Annotated in this window: 10 protein-coding genes, 1 tRNA gene and 2 pseudogenes; 9 read left to right on the forward strand and 4 right to left on the reverse strand. The window is 70.7% G+C overall.

Features of this window, described 5'->3' with window-relative positions:
* Window positions 1-2: 2 nt before the first annotated feature.
* From KSP35_RS19420 to KSP35_RS19450, 8 genes and pseudogenes are all read left to right on the forward strand, one after another.
* A complete protein-coding gene (locus KSP35_RS19420; RefSeq protein WP_216997418.1) occupies window positions 3-2,621 on the forward strand; it encodes an ATP-binding protein in 2,619 nt (872 codons plus the stop codon).
* A gap of 211 nt (window positions 2,622-2,832) precedes the next feature.
* On the forward strand, window positions 2,833-4,239 hold the full coding sequence (locus KSP35_RS19425) for a hypothetical protein (protein WP_216997419.1): 1,407 nt from the start codon (window positions 2,833-2,835) through the stop codon (window positions 4,237-4,239).
* A 79-nt stretch (window positions 4,240-4,318) separates the two neighbouring features.
* On the forward strand, window positions 4,319-6,820 hold the full coding sequence (locus KSP35_RS19430) for a DivIVA domain-containing protein (RefSeq protein ID WP_216997420.1): 2,502 nt from the start codon (window positions 4,319-4,321) through the stop codon (window positions 6,818-6,820).
* A 132-nt stretch (window positions 6,821-6,952) separates the two neighbouring features.
* Complete coding sequence (locus tag KSP35_RS19435) at window positions 6,953-10,096, forward strand: UPF0182 family protein (RefSeq protein WP_216997421.1); 3,144 nt, start codon at window positions 6,953-6,955, stop codon at window positions 10,094-10,096.
* A 231-nt stretch (window positions 10,097-10,327) separates the two neighbouring features.
* A tRNA-Met gene (locus KSP35_RS19440) sits at window positions 10,328-10,404 on the forward strand.
* A 298-nt stretch (window positions 10,405-10,702) separates the two neighbouring features.
* A pseudogene (locus KSP35_RS24835) lies at window positions 10,703-11,833 on the forward strand (IS481 family transposase); the annotation flags it as partial.
* 138 nt (window positions 11,834-11,971) lie between these two features.
* Window positions 11,972-12,163, forward strand: a pseudogene (locus KSP35_RS26210) (IS481 family transposase); the annotation flags it as partial.
* A gap of 141 nt (window positions 12,164-12,304) precedes the next feature.
* Window positions 12,305-12,709 (forward strand): hypothetical protein, encoded by a 405-nt coding sequence (locus KSP35_RS19450; RefSeq protein WP_216997423.1) that lies wholly within the window; start codon window positions 12,305-12,307, stop codon window positions 12,707-12,709.
* A gap of 308 nt (window positions 12,710-13,017) precedes the next feature.
* On the opposite strand, the gene KSP35_RS19455 is transcribed toward KSP35_RS19450, so the two are convergent.
* Window positions 13,018-14,667, reverse strand: coding sequence for an NAD(P)/FAD-dependent oxidoreductase (locus KSP35_RS19455; RefSeq protein WP_216997424.1), 1,650 nt, complete (start codon window positions 14,665-14,667; stop codon window positions 13,018-13,020).
* A 116-nt stretch (window positions 14,668-14,783) separates the two neighbouring features.
* Window positions 14,784-16,412 (reverse strand): MDR family MFS transporter, encoded by a 1,629-nt coding sequence (locus KSP35_RS19460; RefSeq protein ID WP_216997425.1) that lies wholly within the window; start codon window positions 16,410-16,412, stop codon window positions 14,784-14,786.
* A 608-nt stretch (window positions 16,413-17,020) separates the two neighbouring features.
* On the opposite strand from KSP35_RS19460, the gene KSP35_RS19465 reads away from it, so the two are divergent.
* A complete protein-coding gene (locus KSP35_RS19465) occupies window positions 17,021-17,446 on the forward strand; it encodes a MarR family winged helix-turn-helix transcriptional regulator (protein ID WP_216997426.1) in 426 nt (141 codons plus the stop codon).
* Window positions 17,447-17,780: 334 nt separating this feature from the next.
* On the opposite strand, the gene KSP35_RS19470 is transcribed toward KSP35_RS19465, so the two are convergent.
* Window positions 17,781-18,470 (reverse strand): PaaI family thioesterase, encoded by a 690-nt coding sequence (locus KSP35_RS19470; protein ID WP_216997427.1) that lies wholly within the window; start codon window positions 18,468-18,470, stop codon window positions 17,781-17,783.
* The gene (locus KSP35_RS25325) at window positions 18,467-20,662 is read right to left on the reverse strand and encodes an MMPL family transporter (protein ID WP_216997428.1); all 2,196 of its coding nucleotides are present in this window, start codon (window positions 20,660-20,662) and stop codon (window positions 18,467-18,469) included. Before KSP35_RS25325 ends, KSP35_RS19470 begins: the two co-directional genes overlap by 4 nt.
* Between the last annotated feature and the right edge of the window lie 16 nt (window positions 20,663-20,678).

The raw sequence follows: 20,678 nt of genomic DNA on the forward strand, positions 1-20,678 counted from the left end.
CGATGAGCCCGGCGGCCGCGGCCCAGCTCGCCTTCGGCGCCGAGTTCGCCACGTTCCTCGTCGCCGTGGCCGGCGTGGCGTCCGCCCTCCGGCCCGGGCTGCTGTCGGACACGCCGTGGGCCCGCTCGGCGTTGGCCAGCGGCTTCCTGGGCCTGGCCGTCGCCGCCTTCCTGCGTGGCGCGCTCATCGTCCCCGACCCCGGTCGGCCCGTCCTCCAGGTGCTGCGGTTCACCGCCGGGCTGGCCCTGGTGGCCGGGCTCCTGCGGTGGCGGGGGCGCCGCAGCGGGGTGGCGTTCGGCGCCGGCATCATCGGCCTGGCCGCCGCCGGGATCGCCCTGCGCACCCACCACGTCGAGGTGGGCGACGGGCTCCGGGCGCTCAGCGCCGCCTTCCTCGCCGCCGCCCTCGTCTCGGCGGCCCGCCGGTCGATCTCGGCCCGCATCGCGGTGAGCGCCGCGGTGCTGGTGCTCGGCGTGGTGCTCGTGGTGGCCGTCTCGGTCTCGATCACCGTGTCGGACAACGTCGAGGGCGAGGCGCTCCGGCGCTACACGGCGCGAGCCGAGGCCGAGGCCGACAACGTGCTCGCCGAGGCCCGCACCGGGCTGGGGCCGGCCCGGCTGATCGCCGGCGTGCTGGCGGCCCAGCGGTCGGCCGCCCTCCAGCGGGTGGCCGAGGCCGGGGCGCCGGCCGACGTCGACCGCAAGGACCTCGGCGCCGCCCTCGGCGACCTCACCGACCGGCGCCTGCTCGACATCGGCGACCCGGTGGTGCTGCTGGCGCCCGACGGCTCCTCCACCGCCGCCACCCCCACGGACCTCGCCGCCGCCACCCGGTTCTCGCTGGCCGGCGACCCGGCGGTGCGCGAAGCCCTGTCCGCGGGAGCCGAGCGCCAGGGCGTGGCGGTGATCGGCCGGGAGGCGTTCGCCGTCGCGGTGGCCCCGCTCGTGGTGCGACCCGAGGGCGCCCCGCAGAAGACCGTGGGGGCGGTGGTCGTGGCCCGCCGCCTCGACGACACCTACCTGCGGGTGCTCGGCACCGGCGGCGAGGACCTGTCGTTCGTGCTGGCCACGCCCACCCGGGTGGTGGCCCGCGCCGGGGGTGGCCCGGGTGCCGCGGAGATCGGCGCGCTGGCCCGCCGGGTGGTCGACGACGGCGCCAACCCCCAGGAGCGCCGGTCCGAGGGCTTCGTGGCCGCTGCGCCCATCGAGGGCGGCGACGGCCGCTCGGTCCTGGCCATGGTGGTGGCGGCGCCCGCCGACGCCGCCGAGCACACCCAGGAGGCGCTGTTCCGCACGCTGTTCGTGGTCGCGCTCGGCGCCGCCATGGCGGCGGTGGTCACCGCGGTGTTCGTGGGCGAGCGCATCGGGCGGGGCCTGGGCCGGCTCACCGAGGCCGCCCAGCAGCTCCAGTCGGGCTCGCTCGACACCCGCATCCGGATCCGCTCCGACGACGAGCTGGGCGTGCTGGGCGAGGCCTTCTCGTCGATGGCCAGCTCGATCCGCGTGATGACCGACGAGCTGCGGGCGGTGGCCGCCGACGAGGCCGCGGTGCGCGCCCGCCTCCAGGCCGTGGTCGCCGGCATGAGCGAGGCGCTGGTGGCCGTCGACCGCGCCGGGTCGGTCATCGAGGTGAACCGTGCGGGCGAGGAGCTCCTCGGGCTCGACCGCGCCGATGCCGTGGGCCGGCCGGTCGCCGACACCGTGGCGTGGCGCCTGCTCGACGGCACCGCGGCCCCCATGGACCGTGCCGACCTGCTCGACGGGGTGGCCATGGTGGCCGACCTCGCGGTGGGCGCCGACACCATCCCGGTGGTGGTCACCTCCGGGACGCTCCGCGGCGAGGACGGCTCCGACGAGGGCGCCGTGCTGGTGCTGCGCGACGTGCGCAGCGAGCGCGAGGTCGAGGACCTGAAGTCGTCGATCCTCGCCAACATCGGCCACGAGCTGCGCACGCCCCTCACGCCCATCAAGGGCTACGCCGGCATGCTGCGCGACCGGAAGCTCGACGAGGACCGCACCAAGGCGTTCGCCTCGGAGATCATCAGCGGCGTCGACCAGCTGGAGCGGGTGGTGCGCCAGCTCGTCACCTTCGCCACCATCGCCGCCGGGCACCTGACCGTCGACCCGACGGAGGCCGACGTCGACGACCTGGCCGACGGGCTGCGCACCCGCTGGGCACCGCGGGTGGGCACCGGCCACACGCTCGCCGTCGACGTGGCCGACGGCGTGGGCGCCGCCTGGGTCGACCGTGCCCTCTTCGACCAGGCCGTCGACGAGCTGGTCGACAACGCCCTCAAGTACTCGCCCGACGGCGGTCCGGTCGCCGTGCGCTTCGCACCCGCCGACGGCGACGGCATCGACGAGCCGGCCCACGCCCTCACGGTCACCATCACCGACCGCGGCATCGGCATCCCGCCCGAGCGCCTGGCCACCCTGGCCGACCCGTTCAGCCAGGCCGACCCGTCGAACACCCGCCTCTTCAACGGCCTCGGCCTCGGCCTGGCGTGCGCGGATCGCATCGTGCGGGCCCACGGCGGCCGGCTGGCCTACGCCTCGAACGAGCGTCGGGGCACGTCGGTCTCTATCCTTCTCCCATTGGAGCCGGCTGCCGGGGAGCCGTAGATGAGCGCAGTGCGAGAAGCGGTGGTGGGCAGCGGTCCCATCGGCGCGCCGCGCCCGCTCCACGTCGTGCCGCCGCCCGAGCCCTCCACCGAGCTCGTCCACGTCCCGCGCCGAGCCGGCGCCGGAGGCCGCACCCCCTCGCTCGCGCTTCCACCCCGCCTCGTGGACCTGGCCGGCCGGGCTGGGTCGCCCCTCTCGGGCGCTGCCGGTGGTGGCGGCCGGGCTGCTCGTGGCCGTCGGCGCGGTGGTCATCGGCGGTTCGTCGGCATCCGGGCCCGCCCCGGGCGAGGCGCTGGTGACGGTGCACGGCGTGGCCACGGTGCACCGGGCCGACGGCGGCACCGAGACGGTCACCGACCACACCCGCTTGGAGCCAGGCGACCGCTTCAGCATCCGGTCGGGCTCGGCCGAGCTCGAGCTCGCCGACGACGTGCGGTTCAGCGCGGTGGACCGCAGCGGCGACGTGCCGGCCACCGAGCTCACGATGGCGCGGGTGCCGACCCTGCGGTCCGGTCCGCTGCTGGTGGTCGCCCCGCACGGCACCACCCTCACCTCCGGCAGCGGCGAGGTCCGGCTCACCGGCTCCGCCGCCGCCCGGGTCACCCGCACCTCGGCCGTGGGCGTCGAGGTCTTCCGGGGCCGGGCCACGCTCGACACGGCCGGCCGGACCGTGGCGGTGCCCACGCTCCGCGCCGGAGAGATCGTGGCCGCCGGCGAGCTCAGCGGGACCCGGCCGGTGGCCTATCGAGCATCGGACGCCTGGGACCGTCGCTACCTCGGCCCGGCCATCTCGCTCGACCGCCAGCTCACCTCGCTGCTGCGGGGCATGCGGGCCGACGGCGTCGACGGCGCCGCCCTCGCCCAGAAGGTGCGGGCCCGTGACGACGGATCCCCCTCGGCCACCCGGCTGCAGGCCCTCTTGCGGTCACGGTCGGGCGCGCTCGACTCGGCCGTCGGCGTGGCCATCGTCGGCCTCGCCGGTGACGGCTCCTACGTCGACCGCTGGACCCGCGCCTTCCGGTTCCACGACGCCGGCGCCCCCTGGGGCCTGGTGGCCATGGACCTCGGCGTCGATCCCGACGCGGTCATCGACGCCCTCGGCCGTGCCGCCCAGACCACCCCGTCGCTCGCAGACGGCGCCGCCTCCGACGAGCGGGCCGGCACCACGATCGACCCCGCCACCGGCCTCCCGGTGGCGGGCGGAGACGGCGCGACGGCTGCTGGGCCCGGTGCCGACGGCGGCGCCGGCGGGGTCGACGGTGGCACCGACGGGTCCCAGCCGGTGGCGACGCTGCCCGGCGGGACGCCCATCACCATCCCCGGCGTGACGGTCCCGGGGGCGACGATCCCCGGCGTCACGGTGCCCGTCACCCTGCCCGGCGTGACGCTGCCGCCGGTCACCGTCGGCACCATCCCTGCGGTGACCACCATCGTCTCGGGCCTCGACACCGTCACCGGCGGCCTGGTCACCGACCTCACCGGCACGGTGGGGACGATCCTGGCGCCGATCACCGGCCCGCTCACCGGCAGCGGCGGCCTCCTCGGGCCCGTCACCGGGTCCGGCGGGGTGCTGGGCGGGGTCACCGGCTCCGGCGGCCTCCTGCCGCTCGGTCCCTGACCACGCCGGGCTCCACGATGGTGGGAAGTTCGGTGAGGCTCCCCGATCCCGGGCGGTCGCGCTCCTAACCTCGCGGGCGATGCCCGACGCCGCCGACCGCCCCCTGCTCGATCCCGACACCATCGCCGGACACGCCTTCACGCGGTCCCGGAAGGGCTACGAGGCCGACGAGGTCCGGGCCTACCTGGTGTCGCTGGCGTCGCAGGTGCGTGAGGCCCAGCAACGGCGCGCCGACCTCGAACGGCGCGTGGCCGAGCTCGAGCGCCGCGCCGTCGACCCGAAGGACCTCGACGAGGACGCCGTCACCCAGCTGCTCGGCGAGGAGACCGCCCGGGTGCTGGAGACGGCCCGCAAGGCCGCCAACGACATCCGCAGCCGGGCCGAGGAGGCCGCCAAGGCCCGCACCGACGACGCCGACGACCAGGCCACCGCCACCCGCTCGTCGGCCGACCAGTACGCCGACGGCGTCCGGTCCTCGGCCGACGAGGCCGCCGTCCGCGCCAAGGCCGAGGCCGACGAGTACGCCGAGGCCACCCGCAGCGCCGCCGACGCCGAGACCACCGCCCAGCGAGCGTCCGCCGATGAGTACTCCGGCGCCATCCGCGGCGCGGCCGACGAGGAGGTCGCCGCCCTCCGCGCCACCGCCACCGCCGAGATCGACCGGGTGCGTGCCGAGGCCGAGACCGTGTTGGCCGACCGCACCGCCGAGGCCGAGGTCCGGGCCACCGCCATCGTCGGCGAGGCCGACGCCTACAGCGCCCGCACGCGCGAGGACGCCGACCGCTACGCCGAGGCCACCCGCGCCGCCGCCGACTCCTACCGGGCCGACGTGCAGAGCGCCGCCGACGCCTACCGAGACGCTGCCACGTCCGAGGGCGATCGCCTCCGCTCCGAGGCCCTGGCCGACGCCGAGGCCACCCGCAGCGCGGCCGACGCCGACGCCGTGGAGCGCCGCGAGGCGGGCGAGGCCGAGGTCGAGCAGGTCCTGGCCGACGCCCGCGAGCAAGGCCGCTCCATGGTCCAGGAGGCCCGCACGTACCGCGAGCGGGTCATCGCCGACCTGGCCGATCGCCGGCGCGGCGCTCGGGCCCAGCTCGAGCAGCTCGCCGCCACCCGCGATGCCCTGGCCGTCACCCTCACCGACGTCGCCGGCCGCATCGAGTCGTCCCACCGCTCGCTGCAGGACGCCATCATCGACCCCCGCGAGGTGGGCGACCTGGCCCGGGACCGCACCACGCTCGAAGCGGCCGACGTCCCCGAGGTGCCCGCCACCTCCGTCGCCGTCGGCGAGGTCGACGGCCCGCCGGCCGCCTCGATCGAGGACGAGCCGATCGAGGCAGCCGATGACGAGGGAGCCGACGCCGGGCCGGTGCCGGCTGACGCTGAGGACGCCCTGCCGGAGGACGAGCTGGCGGACGCGCCGGCGGCCGAGGAGCCCGTCGTGGCCGAGATCGCCGTCGTCGAGCCCGAGCCCGACGCTGGGCCCGAGCCGGACGCACCGACCGACGAGGCTGAGGGCGAGGACGCGTCGCCCGAGGCCGCCGTCGCGCCGGAGCCCGAGGACGATCACCTCGATGCCGAGCCCGACGACGCCGAGCTCGAAGCGGCCGCCGGCCCCGAGGGCCCGGACCAGCCCGAGGGCGAGGTCGAGCCCGAGGCGGCGAGCGACGACACCGCTTCCGCCCTGGAGCCGGAGCCCGAACCGGACGCCGAGGCCGACCCCGAGCCAGAGGCCGAGACCGAGGTCGACGACCTGTTCGCCCGCATCCGGGCCGATCGCGAGCAGGCCGAGTCGGCTGCCGCCGAGGCTCCCGAGCCCGACGGCGCTGCGACCGGCGACGAGCCGACGACGGTGGTCGAGGCGGTCGCCGTCGACGGCGAGGGCGGCGAGCCCGAGGTCGAGGTGGCCGAGAAGGACGACGCCGATCCCGACACCGACCTGCTCGACCTGCGCGACGCCACCACCGACGAGATCGAGCGGCAGCTGGCCCGGCGCCTCAAGCGGGTGCTGTCGGACGAGCAGAACGAGGTGCTCGACCTGCTGCGCCGCACCCGGGGCAACCCCGGCGCGTCCGAGGTGCTGCCGTCGGAGGACGACCACCTGGCCCGCTACACCACCGCCGCCCTCGAGGACCTCACCGCCGCCGAGCGGGCCGGCGCCGGCTTCTACGGCGACGCCCCCCGCCGCACGGCCGACGTGCGCGACGTGGGCAGCGAGTTCGCCGCCACCATGGTCCGCCAGATCCGGGGCCGCCTGGAGCGGGCCTTCGACGACGGCGGTGACGAGAACGAGGTGGGGGAGCGCATCCGGGCCTGCTACCGGGAGTGGAAGACCCAGCGGATCGCCGACACGGCTCGCCACTACGTGATCGCCGCCTTCTCCCGGGGCGTGGCCGAGGCCGCGCCCGACGGGGCGAGCTTCCGTTGGCTGGTCGACCACGGCGACGCCGCCGCCCCCGACTGCGACGACAACGCCCTGGCCGGCGCGGTCCGCAAGGGCGAGACGTTCCCCACCGGCGACCTCTGCCCGCCGGCCCACCCCGGCTGCCGCTGCCTCCTGGTGCTGGTCGACGCCACCTGAGCCTCGGCCCAGCCCCGACCGACGCCGATCCTGGGCGTCGGCGCAACGGCGGCGCGCCGCCCGTTGAACAGGCGCTGAGCGCCGGTTGCGGCGACCATGGGGAATCCGGACCGGCCAGTAGGCTCCGGGCCTATGCGCCCGCAGCCTGACCTGCCCCGCCGGCCGTCCCGACGGGATCGCCGGGCTCGCCGCGGGCCCCGGTTCGCCGGGCGAGGCCGCGCCATCCTCGGCGGGGCCCTGGTCTTCCTGTTCGTGCTGCTGATCTCCCTGCGCGGGATCGCGTCCTTCTACACCGACTACCTGTGGTTCCAGTCGCTCGACCTCACCTCGGTCTGGCGCACGGTGCTGGGCGCCAAGCTGTCGCTCACCATCATCGGCGCCGTCGTCTTCTTCGCCCTGTGCTGGGGCAACCTCACCATCGCCGAGCGCCTGGCCCCGGCCTTCCGCCCGTCGAACGGCGAGGACGACCTGATCGAGCGCTACCACGAGATCGTGGGCCGGCGAGCGGGCACGGTCCGCCTCGGCCTGGCCAGCTTCCTCGCCCTCGTGGTGGGCGTGAGCCTGGGCGGCAGCTGGAACGAGTGGATCCTCTTCAACAACCGGGTGGACTTCGGCCAGAAGGACGCCACCTTCCACACCGACGTCGGCTTCTACGTCTTCCAGCTCCCGTTCCTCACCACGGTGGCCTCGTGGCTGTTCTCCGGGCTGATCCTGGTGCTGATCGTCACGCTCATGGCCCACGTGGTGAACGGCGGCATCCGCTTCCACACCAACCTCGACCGGGTCACCCCGCAGGTGAAGGCCCACGTGTCGGTGCTGCTGGGCGCCCTCGCCCTGGTGCAGGGCGGCCGCTACTGGCTCGACCGCTACCAGCTGACCTTCTCGACCCGTGGCACCGTCGACGGCGCCACCTACACCGACCACAACGTGCAGATGCGGGTGATCTACCTGCTGATCGCCATCTCGGTGTTCGCCTTCGGCCTGTTCATCGCCAACATCTGGCGGCGCGGCTGGGTGCTGCCCGCCATGGGCGTGGGCCTCTGGCTGTTCGTGGCCGTGCTGGCCGGTGGGATCGTGCCCGCGTTCGTGCAGCGCTTCCGGGTGGAGCCGGCGGAGTCCTCCATGGAGGCGCCGTACATCCGGCAGAACATCGACGCCACCCGCAAGTCCTACGGGCTCGACGACGTGCAGCTGAAGGACTTCGCCTTCAAGGGCGACCTCGACGCCAAGGGGCTGGCCGACAACCTCGGCACGCTCAGCAACGTGCGGCTGTGGGACCCCTCGATCATGCGGGACAGCTACGAGCGCCAGCAGCAGCGCCGGGCGTTCTACGAGATCAACGACGTCGACGTCGACCGCTACATGATCGACGGTGAGCTCACCCAGGTGATGTTCGCCGCCCGTGACCTGGCCACCGCCGGCGTGCAGCAGTCGTCGTGGGAGGCCAAGCACCTCGCCTACACCCACGGCTACGGGGTGGTGGGCGCCACCGCCAACACCAAGACCTCCAGCGGCGACCCCGACCTGATCGCCAAGAACATCCCGGTGGAGACCGCCGACGGCGGCCCGGTGGTGAAGCAGCCCGGCATCTACTTCGGCGAGAACAAGTCCGGCTACGTCATCACCAACACCGACCGGCCCGAGATCGACTACCAGGACGCCACCACGAAGTTCAAGGCCTATGCCGGCAAGGACGGCATCCGCCTCGGCTCCGGCGCCGGCGGCCTGGTGAAGCGGGCGGCGTTCGCCCTGCGCTTCGGCGACATCAACCCGCTCGTCTCGGGCAACATCCGCCCCGAGTCGAAGGTGCTCATCGAGCGGGACGTGACCGCCCGGGTGAAGTCGGTGGCGCCGTTCCTGGCGTATGACGCCGACCCGTACCTGGTGCTGCTCGACGGCAAGGTCAAGTACGTCCTCGACGCCTACACGACCACCCGCAACTACCCGAACGCCCAGCGCGCCGACACCGGTGGCCTGGCCGAGGGCAGCGGCCTGCGGGGTCGCTCGTTCAACTACGCCCGCAACTCGGTGAAGGCCGTGGTCGACGCCTACGACGGCACCGTCGACCTCTACGTGGTGGACACCAAGGACCCGATCATCAAGGCGTACCAGAAGGCCTTCCCGGACCTGTTCACCCCGGTGAGCAAGGCGCCGCAGGAGCTGCGAGACCACTTCCGCTACCCGGAGGACTTGTTCACGGTCCAGACCCAGATGTGGGCGAAGTACCACGTCAAGGACGCCGACACCTTCTACAACGGCAACGACGAGTGGCAGGTGCCGCGGGACCCGGGCGTGACGACCGTGAAGAACTCCCAGGCCACCACCGTCGGCCCCGACGGCCAGCCGCTCTCGCCCAACGACCGCTACAAGTCGCAGTACCAGCTGATGAAGCTGCCCGGGGAGGACCAGGAGTCCTTCGTGATCCTGCGGCCCTACGCGGCGGCGAGCAACGGCAACAGCACCAGCAGCCAGAACCAGATGACCTCGTTCTTCGTGGCCAGCAGCGACCCCGACAACTACGGGGAGCTGCGCACGTACGTGATGCCCACCTCGCGGCTGCCCGACGGGCCCAACCTCGCGGCCGACGGCATCCAGTCCGACGACGTGGTGGCCGGGCTGCGCCGCGACCTGTGCCAGGGCAAGTCGGTCTGCGACCTGCCCACACCCGTGATCATCCCGGTCGACAACTCCCTGCTGTACGTGCAGTCGTTCTTCGTGGCCGGCACCGACGTCGGCGCCCCCAAGCTCGAGAACGTGATCGTGAGCTACCAGTCGGGCGACGACACCCGCATCGCCGTGGCCAGCACCTTCCGCGAGGCGCTGGTGAAGATCTTCGGCGCCGACGACGTGCCCGAGGGCATCGAGGACACCAAGGTGGTGGGCTCCTCCGCCGGCAACGGCGACGGCATCGACGACCCCGTCGAGACCGACGGCTCGACGACCACCACCACGACCACGCCCAAGGGCAGCACCAGCGGCACCATCAGCGCCCAGGAGGCCGCGCTCATCGACAAGATCGTGGCCGCCTTCGACGCCGCCGACGATGCCGCCCGCTCCGGCGACCAGGTCCTCTACGCCCAGAAGATCAAGGAGGCCGACGGCTACGCCGACGACCTCGCCGCCCTCCGCAAGAAGGACACGGGCTCGTCCGGCTCGGGCTCGTCCTCGTCGAGCACCACGACCACCACCAAGCCCTCGTCCGGCACCAGCGGCAGCGGCGGTTCGAGCACGACGACGACCCCCAAGACCACCACCACCAGCTCCGCCGGGGCCTGACCCGGGGTCCGTCCCGTCCGGCGCGCCGCCGCCCCGCCGAACTGGTGAGGCTTCGCGCCCTCCCCGGGCGCCCCTGGCCACCAGTTCGGGCGGGTCTTGCCAACTGGTGAGGATCTGCGCCCGTTCCGGGCCGGCCGGGCCACCAGTTCGGGCGGATGCGGGGGACGGCGGTGCCGAGTGGTGCGCTCGGGTTGCAGCTCGAAGGGCCTGCTCGGTAGGGTGAAGGCACGCCGCGGGGTGGAGCAGTCTGGTAGCTCGTCGGGCTCATAACCCGAAGGTCGCAGGTTCAAATCCTGCCCCCGCCACCAACACAAATACCTGGTCAGAGGCCCTTTTCGAGACATCGAGGAGGGCCTCTTTCATGCCCAAACGACCAGATTTCTACTGCTTCTTCTACTGTGCGGCCTGGGACGGGCCATGTGCGGTCCCGGTAGATGCTTGACGGTGCGGCTCCGGTAGCTGGGTGACGGTTCTCGGCGCGGGTCCGGTTGCTGTGCAACACCGGTTCCGGTTGGTGGGCGACGGTGGCTCCGGTACCTGTGTGACACCCGGTTGGCTGACGGGCTGTGCTTCTGGTCGACGTTCTCGACCGGAGGTGTCGTCGTGTTGGTGGAGCTGGGTGTTGTGGAGCAGCGCTTGTCAGCGGTGTTGGAGGTGCTCAACGACGGGGTGTCGGTGACCGAGGTCGCCGATCGGTTCGGCGTGACCAGACAGACTGTCCATCGGTGGTTGACGCGTTACGCGGCTGACGGGTTGGGCGGCCTGGTCGATCAGTCCTCGGTGCCAGGTTCTTGTCCGCATCAGATGGTCGCGGCGATCGAGGCTCGGATCGTGGAGCTGCGGGTGGAACATCCCGGCTGGGGGCCGCGGACGTTGGGTCATCAGCTCGGCCGTGAGGGCGTGGATCCGGTGCCGGGTCGGTCCTCGATCTACCGGTGTCTGGTCCGCCATCGGTTGATCACCGTCGAGGCCCGGAAGCGCAAGAAGTCCGACTACAAGCGGTGGGAACGGTCCCGGGCGATGGAGCTGTGGCAGATGGACATCGTGGGTGGGGTCCGTCTCGTCGATGGGACCGAGGCGAAGATCGTCTCCGGGGTCGATGACCACTCCAGGTTCTGCATCTCGGCGCTGGTCGTGCCCCGGGCGACAGCGCGGCCGACCTGTGAGGCGTTGGCGTTGGCGATGCGCCGTCACGGTGTCCCGGAGCAGATCCTGACTGACAACGGCAAGGTGTTCACGGGCCGGTTCGGGCCCGGCACTGGTGAGGTCCTGTTCGATCGGATCTGCCGGGAGAACGGCATCAAGCACCTGCTCACCGCACCGAGGTCACCAACGACGACGGGCAAGATCGAGCGTTGGCATCGGACGCTGCGCCAGGAGTTCCTCACCGGCAAGGTCTTCGTCGACGTGGCCGACGCGCAGGCCCAGCTCGATGCGTGGGTTCACGTCTACAACCATGACCGGCCTCATCAGAGCTTGGGCATGGCGGTCCCGTGGGACCGGTTCCGTCTCGCCGTCGCGCCTTCGTCGACCGTTGAGCTCGAGGGCGCCGCTGCGGACACCACCACCGAGGCGCCGACGGCGACGAGGCGGGTCGGGGCCAAGGGCGAGATCAGCTTCGCGGCGGTCCGTTACAAGGCCGGCGTGTGGCTGGCGGGCCAGAACGTCGAGGTGATCTGCGACGGCGGTGTCCTGCACCTGCACCACCGAGGCGTGCTCGTCGCCAGCCATGCCCGCCGCCACAAGGTTGCCGATCAGGCCAAGGCCATCGCCCGTGGCCAACAGCGGCCGGTCCGCCGCACCCCCACGCCTCGGCCCTCGGCGTCTTCGGCGTCGGTGACCCGCAAGGTCGACTCGGGCGGCAACGTGTCCTTCGCCGGCACCAGCTACCGAGTCGGCAACAAGTTCCGTCGCCGCCAGGTCCAGGTCGCCATCGTCGGCGGCACCGTCGAGATCTCCATCGGTGAAGAGCTCATCCGGGCGCACCCGATCCGCCACGACCGCACCCGCGAACACGGCGCACTCGCCAACCCCGGCGGCCGACCCCGCCGCACCAACGCCGCCTAACCCTCACCCCGGTGTCGCACAGGTACCGGAGCCACTACGTCACACGGGTACCGGGGCTTGACAGCCTGGGACGGGCCACGCAACAAGATGTCCTCTGGATCGCGATCCACAGCTGACCCGACCTCAGGCGGGCCTCCCGACATGCTGCGGCTGATCCCGCTGCCATGTCCGACCGAGCAGTCCTTCCCCGTCGACCACCTGTATTTCGAGGTTGTGTACGGGCCGCTGCTCGGACCCGCTGCTGTCTTGGTCGCGCGGAACCTGGATCGGAGACTGGCGACGGCCAAGGGGCCGGTCATGTTCGAAGCCGTGGCGCTCGCGCTCGAGATCGGCCTGCGGTCGAACAACCTGGACCCCCTGGGCCGACGGTCTCACCTGCGTCGAGCGATTGATCGACTCGCCCATCATCGGCTGGTCCACTGGATGGGTCCGACCGATCTCGGTCTGGCTCGCAGCGTGAGCATCGTCTCCGCTGACGCCCTCCGCCAACTTCCGCCCGCAGCTGTACTCGCTCACCAGCGCCTTGTTGGGCTTGAAGGGGCCTAGCGCCCCTCGCTGTCACACGGGTGGAGTACCGCGCCTAGGACCTTCGGGGCCGGGCTGAATGGCCCTCGGAACAACTGGCTGTGCTGCGCGGGGAGGTTGTCCCCGAGGAGGTGTGCGAGCGTGGTGCGCTCACAATCGAGGGAGTGCGGCGTCGTCACCCGGGCGATCCGCTGGTGGTGGGCGTCCACCTCGAGCTCACCGGGGCCTTGGCCTCGTGCTGGGCACCCGATGTGGGACCTGGCCGGACCGATCGATCCCACCGAACGTCCGTTGGAGATCTCACTGGAGGGAGTTTAGGTGGTGGGCGTCTAGCCCCCGACCTCGGTGCAGGCGTCGTGGTCCAGGACGGTCAGGTCGTCGGTGGCGGTGGCGGGCTTGTGGGCGTCGATCACCTCGCGTTTGATCACGGGGGCGTCGCGGCCGGTGCCGTGGGAGCCGGGCGCTCGCCTGGCGGCCTGGTCGGCGAGGAACTTCTCCTTGACCGACGAGGTGGCCTCCTCGTGGTACTCCTCCTCCACGTTGACCTCCCACACGTCGTGGGTGGTGCCGGTGGTGATGTTCTCCACCGTCAGCATGGCGGTGAACATGGAGTGGTCCTGGTTGTTGTAGCGGAACATCCCGTTGCGGCCCACGGGGTGGACGTTGCTGGCGTGCTCGGCCAGCCAGGCCCGCAGGACGTCGACGTTCTTGCGGTAGCGCTCGTCGTAGATCGGGTACGCCTTGGCCTGGCGGACGACCCATCCGGCCTCGATGGAGCCGGCCTTGCACAGGCCGAGCTGCTCGAGCTCCGTCTTGGCCCGCTCGATCAGCCAGTCGTCATCGGCGTTCCACTCGTCGTCGCCCTCCCAGACCGTGTACTCGAGCCCGAGGGTGTTGCGCCCCTCCTTGACCATGTACGGCGACCAGGAGCCGAAGTTCTGGATGCGCATGGTGCGCACCTTCGGGTCGTGGATGTAGATCCAATTGTCGTCGAAGCCGATGAGCTCCTCGGGCATGGCGAGCGCCACGATCATGTAGTCGCGGTAGCGGAGGTCGGCGGCCGCCGCCTTCACCTCGGGCGCCACCGGCGGGTCCATCGCCTCGAGCAGGTGGGAGATGGGCATCGAGGAGATGACCTCGTCGCACGGGTGCTCGGTCTGGCCGCCGCCCTTGGCGGTGGCCACCACGCGGGTGGCCCGGCCGTCGGCGTGGTGGATCTTGGTCACCGAGGTCGCCATGGCCACGGTGGAGCCCTGGGCCACCACCTTGTCCCGGCACACCTCCCACATCTGGCCGGGGCCATACTTGGGGTACTGGAACTCCTCGATGAGCGAGGTGATGTCCTTCTGGTTCCGCTTGGGCAGCAGCGCGTTGACGATGGCGTTGCCGAGCGACAGGCCCTTGACCCGCTGGGCGGCCCAGTCGGCCGGCATCTCGCTGACGGGCACGCCCCACAGCTTCTCGGTGTAGGTCTTGAAGAAGGTGCGGTACAGGCGCCAGCCGAATCGGGCGACGAGCCAGCCCTCGTAGTTGGTCTGGTCCTTCGGCGGCCGGATGCGGGCCTTGGCGTAGGAGCCGACGCAGAGCACGGCCTCGACGATGCCGAGGTTCTTGAGGGCGTTGGACGCCTTCAGCGGGTAGTCGAAGTACTTGCCGCTGTAGAAGATGCGGCTCTTGCGGGGCCGCATCAAGAACTCCTCGTCGGGGAGGATCTCATGCCAGAGGTCCTCCACCGGCTGCACCTTGGTGAAGAAGCGGTGGCCGCCGATGTCGAAGCGCCAGCCGTCGCGCTGGGCCGTGCGGGAGATGCCACCCACCATGTCGTCGGCCTCGATGATGGTGGAGGCGACACCGTGCTTGTGGAACTGGAACGCGGCGCTGAGGCCCGCCGGGCCGGCCCCGATGACCACGACCTCCGGAGTGCGGTCGGCGCCCTCGGCGGGCTCCGTAGGGAGTTCGGCTGCGGCGGGGTCGGACATAGAGGAGTGGACCTTCCTGGAAGTGAGCTTGGAACAAGTGGCGGACGTCAGGTCCGAGAACGCCATCCCGCCCCCGCTCGCAAGAAGTCGGGTGGGGCGGCGTAGCGGACGATTGGTCATCCCGATGTCGGCGGGGCGGGTTCAGGCTTCAGCAGTTCGGGTGCATTGGCGGGGTCGACGGCGGTTTCGAAAGCAACGCCGAGGTCGTCTTCGATCGCTTCGAGTCCGACATGTGCAGACTCTCGGAGCGGCTTCTCGGGAAGGAAGAACATCAAGACGAAGCCGGCTGCTGCAACGGGAACACCGACGAGGAACATGACGTGCAACGCCTTCGCGAACGCGTCGAGCACTGTGGCCTGCACCTCGAGCGGCAGCTTGTGAAGCGCTTCGGGCCCCGCGTGGAGACTGTCCGGGTCCAGCTTCAGCCCCGGTGGGAGAAGGTCCGCAAGGTAGGCCTCGAGGCGGTTGTTGAAGACGGAGCCGAACACGGCGACGCCGAACGCGCCCCCCATGGAGCGGAAGAACGAGTTCGCGGAGGTCGCCGTGCCCAGGTCTTTCTGCTGGACGGCGTTTTGCGTGGCGAGCACCAGCACCTGCATGACGAGGCCGACACCGAGCCCAGTGATGACCATGAAGACGCCCTGGACGACGCGGCCGCTGTCGGCGTTGAGGCGGGACAACAGGTAGATCCCGATGGTGAGGGTGGCCATGCCGGCGATCGGGAAAGCCCGGTAGCGGCCGGTCTTGGTGATGATGCGACCGGATCCGATCGAGCCGACGATTAGGCCAAGCATGAGCGGTATCAGTTGGAGACCTGATTCGGTGGGGCTCGCATTGTTCACGATCTGCAGGTAGAGCGGGATGTAGATGATGGCGCCGTACATGGCGAACCCGACGATGAAGCCACCGAGACTGGCGACGGTGAAGACCTGGTTCTTGAAGAGTCGCAGGGGGAGGACGGGATCGGCGGCTCGCCGTTCTTGGAGGACGAACAGGCCAATGAGGAGGATGCCTGCGAAGCCGAGGCCCACGATGGTGGACGAACCCCACGGGTACTGGTTCCCGCCCCAGACCGTAACGAGTAGGAGGCAGGTCACCGCGCCGACGAGCAGCGCCGAGCCGAGGTAGTCGATCTTGTGATCGCGGCGGATGAAGTTGACCGGGAGCACGACACTCGTGACGATCAGCGCCGCAAGGCCGATCGGGAGGTTGATGAAGAACACCCAGCGCCAAGACAGGTTGTCAACGAAGAACCCGCCGACGAGGGGGCCAGCGACGCTGGCTAGAGCGAACACCGCGCCGGTGTAGCCCTGGTAGCGGCCTCGTTCCCGTGGAGAGACGATGTCGCCGATGATGGCCATGGCCATGGCCATGAGACCGCCGGCGCCGAGCCCTTGAACGGCTCGAGCGGCGATCAGCTCGGTCATGTTCTGGGCGACACCCGAGGCCAGGGAGCCGATGAGGAAGATGACGATGGCGGCCTGGAACATGATCTTGCGGCCGTAGAGATCGGAAAGCTTGCCATAGATCGGCGTCGATGCGGTCGAGGTCAAGAGGTAGGCGGTGACGACCCAAGACAGGTGATCGAGCCCACCGAACTCGCCGACGATGGTGGGGAGCGCAGTGGAGACGATCGTGATGTCGAGCGCTGCGAGGAGCATGCCTAGCGTGATGCCGCTGAACACCACGAGAACCTGGCGGTGGGTCAGATGTGTCGGTGCTGCCTCGGCAACGTCGCTCTCCATGTGCAGTTCTCCAGACCTCGTAGGACGGGTGGGGGTTTGGCGATCAGCTCGACGGAACTCAGTTGGCCCGTGCTGCCCGTCGTTCGACCGCTTGAACGGCCCTGGCTCTACGCTGGAGGTCCGCTCGTGAACCGGGTCGAGCACACCGTCGAGGTGTGTCGGCTGGGAGCGCTCCGACAACCCCCGCCGGTTGGTGGGCCCGTGAGGGGCGGCCGAGGCGAGTAGCGAAGCCGGAAGCCGACCGGGACCGTGCCACCATGGACTCGGGCGGCCGTTGAACCAGGGGTCGCCGTTGTTCTAAGGATCGGGAAAGGGCCGGATGCCGCTGGGCGCCGTTCGAAATGCGCGCCGCCGTTGTGGCTAGCCCGTGGCGCCGGCGATCGGGTTGACGTCGGACGGTGAGGCAGGCTGTCCGGAGGGCCACCACCGCCCCCCCCGGACCGACCCTGCTCGCGGTGCTGAAAGTCCGACCGACACATTTGTATTGTACAAGTAATCTCTTGTAGAGGTCAAACAATTTCCGGTGAGAATGGAGCGACGCGGCGATGACCCACACTTCGATCGGGGGACCTGACGAGCCGCCAGAGGCCGCTGGTCGGCGCGTCGGCGTGGCTTGGCGCGAACTGCGACGGCTGGCCGCTGCGCAGGCGATACGCCGACAGCTCTACGGGTTCGAGACCCCGCTGGACCAGGGGCAAGGTGATGCCCTGGAGTACGTGGTGAACCAAGGGCCATGCCGGATGGGCGATCTCGCGAAGTTCATGCGGGTCGATCCGTCGTCGGTAACGCGAGCGGTCGAGCGGCTCGAGACGGCCGGTCTCGTCGCCCGTACCGTCGACCCGCACGACGCACGTGCCGTGCAAGTCTCGTGCACCGACGATGGGCTCGCTGTCTATCGAGATGGGCGTGAGCGAGCTGTGGGCCTTCTCGAGCACGCATTGGCGGACTTCAATGAAGAAGATCAGTTGCTGCTTGCTGAACTCATGGAGCGACTAGTCACAGCGATCGAGATGATGGCCGACACGGGGGACTGACAGGTTCCATGCCGAGACGTGGGCTCCCGCAGCCCGGCGTTGCGTGGAATTTCGTCGGGCAGTACCGGTGCTGGATATGGACTGGCCGGTGAGGGCGCCGCGAGCGGTGGGTTACGACTCAAGATGCGTCGCTGAGGTGGGCCAAGCTGATCCGCCGGCCCGCGGGACGAGGAGATTGAGGGCTGAACGGCTACGGCGCTGTTGGTGCCACGGACTCCGCGACTCGACCTGAGCGCGTCGAGGCCGCTGCGGCTCCGTAGCAAGCCGCGCGAACGCAGCTCGCTTGCCGTCGACTGTCATCGCTGGTTGCGGCCGTCGTGCTGGCTGCTCGGCCTCACCGTGGCTCTGGTGGGCGGGGGGCATGGTCGGCGTTAGTGAACTTGGTGAGATCGACGGCGAGGAATAGGGCTTCGGCGCGCACGAAGACGCCGTCTGCGGACTCGCCGACGGCTTCGATCCACAGCTTTCGGTCGGCGCGGTCTCGTAGGCGAGCGGTGAAGGTGATCTCGACGCCGAGTGGCGCTGGTCCGATGTAGTCGATGGTGAGGCTTGCGGTGTAAGCCATCTCACCGATGATGGGTAGGACGTGGCCCATGGTCTCGTCGAGGATGGCGCCGACTATTCCGCCGTGGGCGCGGTTCGGTGCGCCTTCGAACGCGGGTCCGAGGGTCGTGGTAGCGATTGCGGTGTCGCCTCGTCGGACGACGTGTACGCCGATGCCCATGGGGTTGGTGCGTCCGGACACGATGGAGTCGCGGAACAGGTCGATGTCCTGGCCGTCTTCGATGATCGCCCGTTTCCCGCTGAGTGCGGCGGTGATGCGGGGGCTGGTCAGCATCTCGGCTGCCCGGTCTCGTGGTTGGCCGTGCCGGACGGCGGCGGTGTACTTGCGTGCCGCCTCGGCGATCTCGGTTGCGGTGGCGGTGTCCACGTGGTGGCTGACGAGAGCGTGGCCGAGTCCCTGCATCGCGGCAGCGAGGTAGGTGCGGGCGGCGAGCTGCTCGGGGGTTTCGTCAAGGTTCACGGGGTCTCCACGGCGGATTGGTCGGGTGGTCTGAGGTGTGCGGTGGGCTCGGCGCCTTCTATGTCGAGGTTCGGCAGGATCCGGTCGAGCCAGCGGGGTATCCACCAGTTGGCGTCGCCGAGGAGGCGCATCGTGGCGGGCACGAGCAGCAGTCGGATGACGGTTGCGTCGAGCAGGACGGCAACGGCGAGGCCGAGGCCGAACATCTTGATCTCGGTGCTGTCGCCGGCGACGAAGCTGGCGAACACGGCGAACATGATGGCGGCGGCAGCGGTGATGACCCGTGCGCTCGCAGTGAGGCCGTGCACGATGGCCTTCGTGTTGTCGCCGTCGGTGAGCCAGGCTTCGCGCACCCGCGACAGGATGAACACCTCGTAGTCCATGGAGAGGCCGAAGAGCACAGCGAACAGGGCCATCGGCAGGAACGAGATGATCGGGACCGTCTGTTCGAGACCGATGAGGTCCTTGGCCCATCCCCACTGGAACACGGCGACGATCACGCCGTAGGCGGCGGAGATCCCTAGGAGGTTCATGGCTGCGGCCTTGGCTGCGACGACTGGGGCTCTGAACACGGCGGTCAGCAGGACGAAGCTGAGCAGGACGACGGCGGCGATGAAGATGGGGAGGCGGTCGTTGAGTCGTTCGGAGATGTCGATGTAGAAGGCGGTCGCGCCGGTCACCTCGATCTGGGCTCCGGTGTCATCCTCGAGGTCGGTCTCGGCGCGGATGGCACGGACCAGGTCGGCGGTGGCTTCGTCTTCGGGGCCGCTGGAGGGGGTGACCTGCACGATCGCGCTGGTACCCGCTTCGTTCGGCAGGGCCGGTGTGGCCTGCTGGACCTGCGGGAGGTCCGCGAGCCGCGTGGTGATGGTCTCCGCGGCGTCGGGTTCGGCGTCTGTCAGGTCGATGACCACGAGCAACGGGGCGTTGGCACCGATGCCGAAGCCGTCGGTGAGCAGGTCGAAGGCGACGCGCGGGGGCGATCCCTCGGGTCGGTTGCGGGCGTCGGGCCATCCGGTGCGCAGGCTGAGCGCGGGGATGGCGAGCACGAGGAGGAAGGGGACCCCGACTGCGAGCGCTGCCCACGGCCGACTGGTGACGGCTCGTGCCCATCTGGCGCTCCACGCCGTGGTGGAGTCGGGGTCGACCTCGGCTCGGACCTGCACGAACGGGGTGCGGAGCCGGTCGATGTTGGTGCCGACCAGGCCGAGCATGGCGGGCAGGAAGGTGATGGCGACGAGTACGGCGGCAGCGACGGTGATCGCGACCGAGACGCCCATGCTGGCGATCAGCGGGATGCCGACCAGGGTGAGCCCGAGCATCGAGATCATGACGGTGACGCCGGCGAAGATGACCGAGCGGCCCGCGGAGTGGATGGCCAGCCCGATGGATTCCGTGGGTTCGAGGCCGTCGGCGAGGTGTTGTCGGTGCCGGGTGACGACGAACAGGGCGTAGTCGATGCCGACCGCGATCCCGATCATCGACGCCATGGTCGGGGCGACGGAGATGACATCCATGCCGGTCGCGAGGAGCCGGATGAGGAGCAGTCCGACGCCGACACCGAGGATCGCCCCGACCAGCGGGGCGACCATGGCGAAGACGGAGCCGAATGCCACGAGCAGGACGATCACGGCGACGATCAGCCCGATGATCTCCGAGGTCCGTGCTTGTTCGGGCTCTGTCCGCTCGACGATTTGGCCGCCGTAGCCGACCTCTATGCCGGCCGCATGGGCAGGGTCGGCGGTGGCGAACAGCGCTTCGAGCTGATCCTTGGGCACCGCTCGGACGCCGGCGTCGTAGATGATCTGGGCGTAGGCGACGGTCCCGTCTGGAGACTGCAGGATCGGGGCGGCCGGCCCGAAGGGGTCGATGATCTGGTGGACGCGATCGAGGGCCGCGATGCGCCCCAGGGTCTCGCGGATCGCGGCCTCGTTGGCGGGATCGTCGATCCGGCCGTTGCTGGTGGCGAACACGGCGACGGCCCGACCTCCGGCCTGGTCCGGGAAGCGCTCCTCGAGCTGGTCGAGGGCATGCTGCGACGGTGTCCCCGGCACCTCCAGGTTGTCGGTCGTTGCTTCGCCGAACGCGATGGAGAGTGCGGCGATCACCAAGATGGCCATCAGCCACCCGGCGATGACCCGCCACGGGTGGGTCGCCGAGAACCTGCCCAGGCGGTACAGCCGCGAGTTCACCTGTCCACCATTCGAG

The sequence above is a fragment of the Aquihabitans sp. G128 genome (assembly GCF_019048865.1).
Classification (GTDB): domain Bacteria; phylum Actinomycetota; class Acidimicrobiia; order Acidimicrobiales; family Iamiaceae; genus Aquihabitans.